10 protein-coding genes are annotated in these 12,272 nt (G+C 60.3%); 4 read left to right on the top strand and 6 right to left on the bottom strand.

Annotated features, from left to right (window positions below):
• Positions 1-64: 64 nt before the first annotated feature.
• The 3 genes from VK804_RS08640 to VK804_RS08630 form a co-directional block, all read right to left on the bottom strand.
• The gene (locus VK804_RS08640; protein ID WP_325369913.1) at positions 65-1,669 is read right to left on the bottom strand and encodes a rhodanese-like domain-containing protein; all 1,605 of its coding nucleotides are present in this window, start codon (positions 1,667-1,669) and stop codon (positions 65-67) included.
• Between the two features lie 59 nt (positions 1,670-1,728).
• On the bottom strand, positions 1,729-2,295 hold the full coding sequence (locus VK804_RS08635; RefSeq protein WP_325369911.1) for a hypothetical protein: 567 nt from the start codon (positions 2,293-2,295) through the stop codon (positions 1,729-1,731).
• 176 nt (positions 2,296-2,471) lie between these two features.
• Positions 2,472-3,308 (bottom strand): nitroreductase family protein, encoded by an 837-nt coding sequence (locus VK804_RS08630; protein WP_325369909.1) that lies wholly within the window; start codon positions 3,306-3,308, stop codon positions 2,472-2,474.
• A gap of 144 nt (positions 3,309-3,452) precedes the next feature.
• Here VK804_RS08630 and VK804_RS08625 point away from each other — a divergent pair, with 144 nt between their 5' ends.
• Positions 3,453-3,578 (top strand): hypothetical protein, encoded by a 126-nt coding sequence (locus VK804_RS08625; RefSeq protein WP_325369907.1) that lies wholly within the window; start codon positions 3,453-3,455, stop codon positions 3,576-3,578.
• Between the two features lie 89 nt (positions 3,579-3,667).
• Positions 3,668-4,435 (top strand): SDR family NAD(P)-dependent oxidoreductase, encoded by a 768-nt coding sequence (locus VK804_RS08620; protein WP_325369905.1) that lies wholly within the window; start codon positions 3,668-3,670, stop codon positions 4,433-4,435.
• A 189-nt stretch (positions 4,436-4,624) separates the two neighbouring features.
• Here VK804_RS08620 and VK804_RS08615 read toward each other — a convergent pair whose 3' ends face one another.
• Positions 4,625-5,668, bottom strand: a complete 1,044-nt coding sequence (locus VK804_RS08615; protein WP_325369903.1) for an amidohydrolase family protein — start codon at positions 5,666-5,668, stop codon at positions 4,625-4,627.
• A 437-nt stretch (positions 5,669-6,105) separates the two neighbouring features.
• On the opposite strand from VK804_RS08615, the gene VK804_RS08610 reads away from it, so the two are divergent.
• Together VK804_RS08610 and VK804_RS08605 are read left to right on the top strand one after the other, a co-directional pair.
• Positions 6,106-7,005, top strand: a complete 900-nt coding sequence (locus tag VK804_RS08610) for a polysaccharide deacetylase family protein (RefSeq protein WP_325369901.1) — start codon at positions 6,106-6,108, stop codon at positions 7,003-7,005.
• Positions 7,006-7,023: 18 nt separating this feature from the next.
• Positions 7,024-7,908: a polysaccharide deacetylase family protein gene (locus VK804_RS08605; protein ID WP_325369899.1), complete on the top strand. Its 885-nt coding sequence runs from the start codon at positions 7,024-7,026 to the stop codon at positions 7,906-7,908.
• 70 nt (positions 7,909-7,978) lie between these two features.
• On the opposite strand, the gene VK804_RS08600 is transcribed toward VK804_RS08605, so the two are convergent.
• Together VK804_RS08600 and VK804_RS08595 are read right to left on the bottom strand one after the other, a co-directional pair.
• Positions 7,979-9,496 carry an ABC transporter substrate-binding protein gene (locus VK804_RS08600; protein ID WP_325369897.1) on the bottom strand — a complete coding sequence of 506 codons (1,518 nt, stop codon included), beginning with the start codon at positions 9,494-9,496 and terminating at the stop codon, positions 7,979-7,981.
• Positions 9,497-10,127: 631 nt separating this feature from the next.
• On the bottom strand, positions 10,128-11,801 hold the full coding sequence (locus VK804_RS08595) for an NAD(P)/FAD-dependent oxidoreductase (RefSeq protein ID WP_325369895.1): 1,674 nt from the start codon (positions 11,799-11,801) through the stop codon (positions 10,128-10,130).
• Between the last annotated feature and the right edge of the window lie 471 nt (positions 11,802-12,272).

The following is a 12,272-nucleotide window of genomic DNA, read 5'->3' as shown; positions in this document are numbered from 1 at the left end:
CCTTGAGGCCCGTATTCTTTAAATCGCCAACCGATCTCTGTCGGAAGCCAACAGCAGTTTCAGTTCATGCAATGATGCGGAAGCGATGATCGTCGTCTTTCGCCATGTCGTTGACCAGATTGATCTCCCAGGTCAGGTACTCGCGCATCGCATCTTCGCGGTTCTGGCCACGCTCTCGTGGCGACAGGAACACATCGTCCGCCTGGTCGGCCATGCGGGTTGCCCCCGTCTCAAGAGGCAATCCGGCCTGAACCCAGGCCTGCGTGCCGCCGACAAGGGGCATCACCGGTGCGGACGAGACGGCCTGCAACTCAGCCGCCGCCAGTGCCGCCAGCATGCCATCCGGCGACGTCAGCACAATCGCCTGATGGGATGGAAGTTTCGCCAGCGCAGCGCCAAGGCGCGATCGGATCGCAAACCAGGCACCCGGTATATGCCCCTGCGCATAGCGCTTGCTCAGGTCGAGATCAATCACTGCCACGTTGCCCGCGGCCAATCGATCGTGCAAATTCTCCGCATCGATATACGGCGCTGAGGCCGCTTCGAGGCCGAGAGTGCGCGGCACATGCGGTCCGGTTTCCCAATCGCCATCAGCCGGGCCAGCGGTCAGAACCGCAATATCCAGCCAGCCCATTTGTTTCAGCCACGACGCTGTCATGGTTGCGCGGACGCCGTTATCGTCGACCAGTAAGACGCGGGCGCCCCAAGTGGCAACATGCGAGTCGGTTTCCTGCACGAGTTGGCCGCCAGGCGCAGAGCGCGCACCGCGCAAATGGCCGGCTTCGTATTCCTCAGGCGAGCGCACATCCAGAACATACAGGCTGCGTCGCGCCGCCTCGGCACGCCATGACTGGAGCATGCGCATGTCGATCCGCTGAATGCCGCAGCGCGCCGCAACCCTTGAAGCGGCCTCGCCCGCGGACTGTATTCCATGCCTGCTGACTTCGGGTGGCTTTCGCGCCGCCCCGTGCACCACCTCGAGGCCCGCGAGGTGCCAGGCCATCGTTCCGTCCTTCAGAGACACAACCTTGTTGGGCACGCCGGCGCTGATCAGCGATTGCGCGCCGATGATACTGCGCGTGCGGCCGCCGCAATTGACGACAATCGTAGTTTCGGGCGACGGCATGAGATCCGCGAAGCGATACACCAGCTCCGCGCCGGGCACGCTAATAGCCGTCGGAATGCTGTTGTTGTGGTATTCCTCGTAAGAGCGGCTGTCGTAGATCGCGATGTTGGCCTTGCAATCAATCAACGCCCGAAGATCCTGGGCGGATATCCACGGCGTGCCCGCCTCGTGCTCGACGACCTCGGCAAATGCCTTGCTGGGCACATGCACGCCACTGTAGACGCGGAAGCCCGCCGCCTCCCACGCAGCGATTCCGCCATCCAGCGAAGCGACGTCCTGATAGCCGAGCGCGGACATCCGTTCCGCGGCGCGCGCCGCCAGCCCCTCGCCATCATCGCACCAGACAACGCGTGCACCGCGTCTCGGCACCAGATCGTCGACCAACAATTCCAGTCGGCTGAGCGGAACGCAAGACGCCATCAGAAGGTGGCGCCTGCCAAACGGCAACTCCTCGCGCGCGTCGAGCAGAGCCAACTCGCCGCCATCGTGAAGTTGGGCCTTCAATTCTCGTGCATCGATGCGTTTGGTCCTATTGCCCGACATGTCCTCGACCCCTCGCACTGGAGATACCATTGATCGTCACACAGTCGAGCTTCACGGTATCAGGCCGCCTTGATATTCGAACGCTGCACGTGATCCAGATTCCTGCCCTCAATACGCACCAGCTTGGTCAGTCCGTTCCGCTTCGGCGAGTGAACCACACCGACATCATAGAAGTGGCTATCGCCCGGCTTGAGGACATAGGTTTTGATCGGCGCGACCAGAGTCGGCGCATCACCCTCACCTTTCTTGACAACGCGCCAGTCGGTCATCTCCGTATCACCAATCGCCAAGCCGTAAATCGCCCAACTGGAGCCGTGATCATGCGGCGCGCCCTGGGCGGCATTCTCGTAAACATGGCCGCAAACGCAGAATCCCAGATCCGGATCCTCGTACAAGACCTTGCGTGGCCGGCACTGCTCGGCGGTCAGGTGCCTGGCGACAAACTCCTGGTCCAGCAGCACCTTGGACACGAGTTTGCAAACCGATTGCTTGCCGGCGGCCCCGGAATCCGCCTTAAGGATCTCACGGATGTCAGTGCTCAATTGCTCTAGGGTATAAGCCACTCGTTCCTCCTCGACGTTCTGTTCGCGGCTTGCATTATGCAATGATTGGCGAACGGAGAGCAATCCTTTGATCCGGACTTCAGGACGCCGGCTATTGGCGCATTCGCGGTGATCAATCGCAACGATATTACATGCGCGCATCGTGACAGAGCAACTCACTCTTCTCGCTACTGCCGGCGGTCGCTTTGCGAGTTGCTTTGGCCAGAAAGACGCATTTGCGAAGGGTCACTCCTTCATTCCTAGTCCAGTTTGAAACCCTGACGGCGAACGAACGCTCCAAAATCCTGCCGCTCGGGTACGGAGACCTGACGGGCTTTGTCCTCCGACCAACCATAGAGCGATGGTTTTCCGAAACGCTCGACCTGACGCCAATCACTCTCTGGGATGTTGTGACGCGCGTCGCGGCGACGGTCGTAGCCGTCGATCTCGACGGCAAGGTTTGTGTCGTTGTAGCGATCGACATGCACCGTCAGTGCCATGGGCAAGCGCAGGTTGACAAATCCCTCGCGTGATGGCCAGCCGAGGCAGAGGCCCGCCAACGGAAATACATAATCGGGGAGCGCTAGCAGTTCGGCAATACGTGTCGCATGGTTACGGATCACGCTAATAGGGCAAGCGCCAAGCCCTTCCGCGCTTGCCGCGCGGATTAGATTTTGCAGTACCAGGGCGGCATCGGTCGTGGCATTCAAGAATGCATCCAGGTGATCGTTCGCGAAGGGAATGTCACGCAGCTCGCAGATACGACGGATGCGGCGAGAATCGCCGCACACCACCAGGAACCGCGCCGCCTGGGCGACCCACGGCATGGATGGAAGTAACTCGGCGATCGCCTGGCGGAGGCCGGCGTTCTCTACGCGAAGGATCGCCACTTGCTGCAGATCCGATTTAGCCGGCGCCGATAGGCCAGCGGCGAGCACTTGCTGCATTAAATCTTCGGAGATCGGCGTGTCCGTATAGCGCCGGTGGGTTCGATGACTAAGGATCGCCGCTAGCTCCCCCTCCGCCGGAGTGTCGTGTCCAGCTCTGCTCGGAAGCCCAAACCGTTGTTCGATCAATTCAGCAATCATTTTCGTCATCTGTGCCTTAGGCCTCCGTAATGAAACGCTAAGTTACAAGCGATGCGATCTGTCACCGCGTGTCGCGCGGATTGAACTTCGGCCAGTTCTCGAGCGGTTTCAAGGGCGGAACAATTGGGAGGCCGCTCGGGATAGTGAAACTCGTTGCCGCGCATCCAGATTGCAGAAAAGCAAAGCGACATTGCAGGCTTGCTTGACCCGAACGAGGCCGCACCTAAGGCTGCCAAAATAATTACGAAGATCACGTTGGATATCTTCGTGCGTCACTGACAGTATCGCGCTGATGACGAAGGCATTGTGATAAGATGCTGGCGCACTCCTCAAGCGGAGTTTAACTTTAAGAGGGAGCGGAATTGCGGATGTCGGGATTTCACAACGCCAGCCTTGAAGATCGCGTGGCGATCGTCACGGGATCGGGCCAAAACATCGGTGCTGCCATCGCGCGACGGCTCGCGGAAGCCGGCGCGGCGGTGGTGGTCAACGGACACACGTCCCAAGCCAACGTCGATCGAACCGTTGCGGAGATTCAGGCGGCGGGCGGCCGCGCCATCGGTGTCATGGCTGACGTGGGCGACCCCAAGGAGGTGGCCCGCATGGTCGAAACGGCGACCTCCGCCTTCGGTCCGATCGATATTGCTATCTCCAACGTAGGCCGCCGCCTCCACAAGCCTTTCGAGACGATCACGATCGAGGATTGGGACGGGGCGATTCGCACGAACCTTTCTTCGTGCTTCTATCTGGCCCACCACGTGATCCCGGGGATGAAGAAACGGGGCTGGGGGCGCGTGATACACGTGTCCGGCTATGATGGCTTCACTGGCCACATGGTCAATCGCGCTTACAACATCGCCGCCAAAGCGGGCATGCACGGCTTCTCGAAGGCCTTGGGCCGCGAATTTGGTCCCTTCGGCATCACTGCCAACACGGTGGTGCCCGGCGCAATCGACACCGAACGGGACTGGAGCCAGTACCCGAAGACCACCCGCAAGGCCGTGGAGGAGATCATCCCGGTACGCCGATGGGGACATGTTGACGACCTGGCCTATGCCTGTCTCTATCTCTGTACCACGGGCAGCTTCATGAACGGTCAGGCGCTACACCTCAACGGCGGTGAGTATATGTTTTGATGGTCGAGACCAAACTCTCGGCCCCGATGAGGCTCCCCCAGGTCGGACCGCAGGATACTGTTGAGGCGCGGCTTCTTCGCCAAACGTGGCCCCGTAAAAGCTTCTCCTGATTATTTTTGTCAAACTCCTTGGCGAGCGGCGCGCCTCGTTCCTGGACCAAGCCACCGGCTTTGAGTCGGCAAGCCTGCCTCAGTCAAGACTATAAACTCTTCGCGCGGTGCCGCCGAACAACGCGGCCTTTTCATCGAACGACGCTGTCGCAGCGATGCGCTTGAACGCGTTCCAAAGCGCCCCGTAGCCGATCCCCATCTTGTCTACCGGGAAATTGCTCTCGAACATGCAGCGCCTCGCGCCAAACCATTCGATGCACGGCTCGATGTAGGGGCGCCAACAGGCCGCCAATTGCTCAGAAGACACCGGGCCTGGTGCCATGTGGTAGTCGAACGCCGCAAGCCGCATCATCATTCCACCGAGCTTCATGACGACGTTCGGACAGGCGGCTATCTCAGGCATGGTAGCCTGCCATTGCGCTTGAACCTCCTGCTGCCGGCCGGCGAACGGACCATAGCCCAGCGGCATGCCGGTGTGGTTCACGATGATCGTCGCATCGGGACACGAACGCGCCAGATCGATCAGGTCGCCGTGTTGTGGATGGTAGACCAGCGCATCCAACGGCAGTCCCACGGCGGTCAGTCGCGCGAGGCCGACTCGAAAATCCCCGCGCAAATAGAGTCCGGGACCGGCGCCATGGTGATTGTTTCCGATGACAGGATCATCGTGCCAGCCGGCCGAGTGGCGAATGCCGCGCAATCGCCCGGCGCCCGCCTCGATCAGGGCGGCGAGTACTTGTTCCACCCGATCGCCAAGCGTGAGGTCCGCGAATCCCACGATGCCGGCTGCGACGCGGGTCTTGATCCCCAAATCGGTCTCACATTGCGCCGCAACCCTTGCAGCGAATTCGACCTCGCCGACGGGACGGAATTCGACCGGTCCTTTGGTTCGCTGATGAGAGCCGCTTTCGATCACCACGGTTGCCACAACGTTGTGGCCGCTTCCGAGGTCGGCGAGATAGTCCTCGAGGAGATAGCGCCCTGCTGCTTCCCAGAGGTGATGATGGCTATCGATGATGGCGAGTTCCGGCTCCAGAATTTCCTCCGGTTGTGCCTGAGCCAGCCAATCTTCACGCGGCGCGAAGATCCGGCCGAAAGCCTTGGACAGATTGTTGGCACCCATTTGATCTCCGGGTTCCCTGATCGCGCAGGACGGTCGTTGCATTCGCCGCCGATATACTGACGGGCAGCAGGATCAAAATCGCGTTTCAACGCAACGCAATTTGATATGTACAACATACCGGGTCTGGCTGGCGAGCCATCCATCGAGGACATTGCCATGCAAACGAGGGGGCGCATCACGTTCGCGCTTGTCGGGTGGACTATGCTTCAAGCTCCGATGATCGAGCCACGTGGACACCGGCCCGCTGCCGCGCTTGGCCTGATGGCGGAGTTTGGCGGGCTCTTTCGGACGCCGACGACAGCTATGATGAACTGGCCGTGGCCGGAACGGTTAAGGATGTGGTATTGTGGCCGCGGGCGAGAAATTTTCTGATCGCGCCAAGCCGCCGCATTGAACTTCCAATTGGACGTTAGCCGGCCGACGGCGGAGCCATCCCGATGGATCGCGAGTTCTTCACTTTTTCGCCGATCAAGGCGCGCCCATTGTTCAAATGGCCCGGCGGCGCGCGGATCGCACTTTGGGTGGTGCCGAACATCGAACACTATGAGTATCTCCCCGGACCCGTCCGCGTGCGCAATCCGTGGCCGCGTATGCCGCATCCCGACGTTCTCGGCTACTCGCTGCGCGAGTACGGCAACCGCGTTGGCGTCTGGCGCATGCTCGACGTGATGGACAAACACAAGATCCGCTGCACCGTCTCACTCAATCTCGCGAACTTCGAGATGCATCCCGAAATCATGCATGCCTGCGAAGCGCGCGGATATGACACGCTTTGCCACGGCATCTTTAACACGTCGTATCTCTGGGAGATGCCCGAGGATGAGGAGCGGGCTTACATCGCCGAATGCGTGGCGCGCTTTCGCAAGTTGACTGGGCGGCAGCTCAGGGGGTGGTTCTCGCCAGGCGTCTCCTATACGCCACGCACGCTCGACCTCGTCGCCGAATCCGGTTTCACCTATTCGGCCGATCTCTATCACGACGATCAACCGACCCCCTTGAAGGTGCGTTCTGGCTCACTCGTCACCGTGCCCTACACGATGGATCTCAACGACGCCGTGCTCTACCGCTATGATACCGAAGGCGAGGAGCTCGCCCGCATGATCCTCGATCATTTCGAGACGGTGTGGCGGGAAGGCGCCGAGATTCCGCGTGTCATGTGCATCGCCTTGCATCCCTACATGATGGGTCAGCCCCATCGCATCCGCCATCTCGACCGTGCGCTCGGCCAGATCATGGCCCGCGAGGGCGTCTGGCAGGCGACCGGAGCCGAGATCGCCGACTGGTACATCGCCAACGCGTTGCCGACCTTTCAGGCGCATCTGGGCCAGATTGCTTAGTCAGGAGAGCAAACGCCTGTGGATCACAAACTGTACCAATATTCAGCGCTGCCGTTACGGCCGCGCTTCCAATGGCCAAACGGCGCGTACGTCGCGTTCCACGTCACACTCTTCATCGAGCACTGGGAACTCGCGCCCCCGCCGGGATCCGTCAAGGACCAGCGTTTCATCAGCGAGTTCGGTCCACAAGCGCCGGATTATCGCACCTGGACGCAACGCGAATACGGCAATCGTGTTGGCATCTTCCGTGTCCTCGACGTGCTCGACCGGCACGCCATCAAGGCGAGCGTAGCCATAGGCGCATCGGCCTGCGAGCGCTATCCCGCGCTGGTCGCGGAGGTGACACGCCGCGGCTGGGAAGTGCTGGCGCACGGAACGCACGCAACGCGAATCATCTCAAGCAACATGACCGACGCCGAGCAGCGCGCCTACATCGCCGCATCGATTGCGGCCGTCGCGAGCGCAACCGGTTCTGCGCCCAGGGGTTGGCTAAGTCAGGACCAGGGCGAGGCACCAAATACGCCGGCACTGTTGGCCGACGCCGGTATCCACTACCTCGTCGACTGGTCAAACGATGACCAGGCCTATTTGATGGAACCGGGACTTGTGTCGATCCCGCACCAGATCGAGTGGGACGATATCTTCCTGTTCTGGCTGCGCCGCGTAGAGACGTGGCGCTATCCGGATCTCATCGAGGAGGCGGCGCGAACGCTTGTTGAGGAGGGCATGATTTCCGGACGCAACTTCGGCGTGTCGATCCACCCCTGGCTGTTCGGCATGGCCCACCGCATTCGCTTTCTCGACGAGGCATTGACACGCCTGCGCGCGATCGATGGCCTATGGCAGGCCACTACCGGCGAGATCGCCACCTGGGCCAGGGGACAACTCGAGGCGCGGAAGTAAGATCGGGTGATCGCCGACAGGACCGCGGCCGAAGGCGGAGAGGTCAACCGACCCTGCCGCCCGGGCGTTCCTACTGCCGTAGCGTCACGCCCTGCAGGCGAATGATGCCGTCGGGATGCGTGTTGAATCCGTCGACCTTCTCACTGAGCCCCCACAGCCATTTATGATTATAGAGGAAGATGTGACCGCGATCCCTAAGGTATATCTTGGCGGCAGCCGTATAGTCCGCGAGCCGCGCGACGGGATCGGTCTTCGCGCGTGCGTCGGCAAGTATCCGATCCAGATCCTTGCTGCAGTACTTGCCCCAGTTGAGGAAGCCATCGCAGGTGAGCCAAATGCTGATATTGCCGTCGGGATCGGCGCGCCCGGACCAGATGACGATCGCCGCCTCGTAGTCGCCCTTTGTTGTCTTGGCGATTAACGCATTCTGCTCAATCACCTCGATCTTCACCTCGAAGCCCGCCTCTGCCGCCATAGCCTGAATCACTTGCGCGAGTTGGCTTTCAATCGGATTGGTAGTGACCGACAATGTGAAAGCGGGCTTCGATATCCCCGCTTCCGCAAGCAGCGCCTTCGCGCGCGCCACATCCCGTCGCGGTACCGGCAGCTCTTTGACGTACCAAGGGCTCGCGACCGACTGCGGCTGGTTGGTCGCAACGAACTCGCCATCGAACACCACCTGGACTATTGCATCCCGGTCGAGTGACAGCTCAAGCGCCTCGCGCACCCGCGGGTCCTTGGCGAGCACGGACGCGGCGGCCTTCGGGCCGTTGGCGAGGTTTATCGAGATGGTATTGTAGGCGAGCGCCGTCGTCGAAGCGACCTTAACACGCTTGTCCGCCTTCAGCTGTTTCAAGTCGCTCGGCTGCAGCCGCTCGACTATCTCAAGACCGCCCGACAGCAGGTTAGCCGTCCGCGTCGTCGTGTCCGGCATCGGCTCGAACACGACCTGCTGGAGATGAATCTGGCTCTTGTTCCAGTACTGCTCAAAGCGCTCGAACACGATCTTCTGCTGGGCGACGCGCTCGACAAACTTGAACGGCCCCGCACACACCGGCCGGTTGGCGATATTCGGACCTGCTTCCGCGAGCGCCTTCGGCGACAGCATCATACCCGCACGGTCGGCGAGCACACTCAAGAGCGGCGCATCCACCCGCGACAGTTCGAGCCGAACCGTCAGCGGATCGACCACGACGACGTTGGCGACTGATTTCATCTCGCCCTTGCGGCTCGAATAGTCCGCCGTCCTGTAGCGATCCAGGTTGACCTTCACCGCCTCCCCATCCATCGGCGTGCCATCGTGAAAGACGACATCAGGGCGCAGCTTCAAGGTCAGCGACTTGCCGTCAGCACCCCAGGACCACTCCGTCGCAAGCTGCGGAATGTAGTTAAGCTTGGCATCAATATCGATAAGCTTATCGCAAACGGCTGCAAAAACGATGCGGCCGACAAAGGTTGCGCTCTGCGCGGGGTCAAGCCGATCAGGATCTTCCTGCAGCCCAATCCGCAAGGTCTGTGCGCCCGCGGAGCCTGCGCATGTAACGGAAAATCCGAGTACGAGCGCGACCAATCCGTTCGCCATGCGCATCACGGTTTCCTCAACCCACAACGGTTAAAATCAATCATAGCAAACTGGCGAGGCATTTAGCAACGAAACGAGAGCCATCCGGGTCGCGATGCAGCGCATCACATTCCGGCGGCTGGCGAGGGCAGGCAGACCTTAAGTTCGACACGGCAACGCGGAGCAACATGAGCGAAAAACGGCCCGTGCCCACGGACGGACGACGGGATCTTGAAGGGCTGCTTGTTGATTATCGCACCTATCTTTCTGATTGCATTTCACGCGTATCTCAGTTCCGGGCGAAACATCTTGGCTTCTTAGCCAGCCGCTGAATGTCGTAGACGCACACGAGGACAGACGGATAACCTATGGCACCGCCATTAACAGCGATGGATTTGCGAAATATCCGAGAGCGTGTACACGCATGGAACGGTGGCCGGGGTGATACGCCCGGCGGGGCCGACGAGCCGAGGCATTTCAACGAAAGCGATCATCGCGACCGCCGCGCCACTCGACATTGCCGTGGACGACCACATCATCGTCAGCCGAAGCGGCATGCGAGCCTGAAGGGGCTGAAGCTGATCTAGCCTTCACGATCAATGATGCGCGGCGTTCCGTTACGGACGGAGCCCCTGATCCTCGAACGAAACGGCGGTACTCAGCCAAAACTAATGGCGCCGATGCTGTCCAATTGAACGAGCAACTCAGTCCCCGTGCGGATAGGCAGCCGCGGATTTGCGTGCCGGATTCCTGTGGCCATGCGGTTGAGATCCGAGAGCGAGTGCGATCCGTCCAGCAAATCAACGAGGACGTCTTCTCCCGGATGCAAGTCCAAATACTGGTCGTTCTCCTGGTTTACAATGCGAGGGGCCTCGCGGACGAACCCGCGATAAAAATATTGCCCATTGGTCAAGACAGCACGGGCCTGCAAACGCACGGGTCCGCTGGCATATTTCTCGACCGTGCGCTCCTGAACGGCCGCCTTTCCGAACAGCCCATTTACCAGACTCTGAGCTTCGTGGAGCGGATAGCTTCCAAAGAGACTTAATGACTCGGCACGATTCGCGTATCCGGACGCGACGCGCATAAAAGACTCGGCACTGGACAGGTCTACTTTGCTTTGCGCTTTCGCGAGGCCGCGCCGCGCCTGCCACCACCACGATTCCATAGAAAAGTTATTGTTGTACCAGAACGACGCCATGCTGCGATAGGCGTCCAGATAGGTCCTGTAGGTGTCTTCGTAGAAGGTCCAGTATCTTTGCACTTCTTCGTCATTGGCCGCGCGAAACGAACTGTTGATGGCACATGCCGCTTTCTGTCCAAGTTCATGGGCAAGCATCACGCCGGAAGAGAGGATCGGATCAACAAATCCCGCAGCGTCGCCAACCAATGCCCAGCCTAATCCCGCCATCTTCCGGCTGTCATACGACCAATCCCGAATGACACAGATATCGCGTTTCTGATCGTCCGAGAGGCGGATGAGCTTTGCGCCGCCAAGCAGGCCGTGAATTTCCGGACAGACTGCGACCTCTTCCCGGTATAGCGCTTCCGGATCGACCGCGCTGTCCTTCAAAATATCCCGGTGCGTGACCAAGCCAACGCTTATCACATCATGACGTACAGGAATGTACCAAATCCATCCTCGGGGAGTCGTCGCGACGAAGATGCGGGCTAGGTTGGGATGGCCGAGATATTTCATTTCCCACTTCGCGCCTTGCCAATAGCCCCAAAGCGCGAAATTGTTCATGCGTTCATCGTATTGACGTAACTGAAACTTTCGGCTGAGCAGCCCGTCCTGGCCCGACGCGTCGATGACCCAGGAGCTCTTCACGACATAGTCGCGTCCATCTTGCGAGAACTTGGCGCCAACAACACGCTGACTAGCTTCGTCGATCACCACGTCGCTGACCCGCGCACCAAAGCGTACTTCGGCTCCGGCATCGGCGGCTGTCATTAGCAAAAGATGATCGTATTCGGCTCTTCGGACGTGCCAGCCTTTTGTGTACATCTCGGGAAGCCGTTGTCCCTGTTTGACCAAGTCGGCAATCAGCTTTGAGAATTCAAACCCCCATGGCTGGCGATTTTGTCCCCAGACGTAGCTGGCACCGAGCTTCTCGATGAAGCCGTATTGATTAATCCTGTCGTACGCACCCATCTCATGCAAAACAGGGCTCGCCGCGGCCAGCAGAGATTCGCCGACGTGGTGCCGGGGAAAGTGAGCTTTTTCGAGCACCAGCACACTCAGCTGCGGAGAATATTTTTTGACGAGCGCGGCGACCGTGCTCCCGGCCGGGCCTCCACCGATAACCACAACATCATAGTTCATCAGCATCGTCAGATATCCTGATGTAATGGAAGAGCCGCGTTGTCATCACGCATCCTCGTCGTTCGTTCGCAAGCAAGCACGTTTGGACTGGCCGGCTCCTAGCAGCGATTGCCTATCAATCACGGGACGGGGGTGGGCTCCGATTTGCATCGGAGCCCCAATTGCCAGTTAAAAGCGGGCCCCGTTCGTAGCAGTTGTCCGAACCCTTAGCTCGCAGCGGGGCCCCAATTGGCAGCCTGAGCCCAGTTCGAAGCGGCGGCAGGACCCCAATTCGCAGCGGCAGGAGCCCAATTCGCCGCCGGATCCCAATTCGCAGCGTGGGCCGAGTGGGCGGCCGGCGCCGAGTTCGCAGCGGCAGGACCCCAGTTCGCAGCCGGGCCCCAATTCGCAGCGGCAGGACCCCAGTTCGCGGCCGGGCCCCAATTCGCAGCGGCAGGACCCCAGTTCGCGGCCGGGCCCCAATTCGCAGCGGCAGGA

The sequence above is a fragment of the Bradyrhizobium sp. genome, from assembly GCF_035484855.1.
In the GTDB taxonomy this organism is placed as follows: Bacteria; Pseudomonadota; Alphaproteobacteria; order Rhizobiales; family Xanthobacteraceae; genus Bradyrhizobium.
The sequence above is the reverse complement of the archived record's forward strand: the minus strand, read 5'-3'. Positions and strand labels throughout refer to the sequence as shown.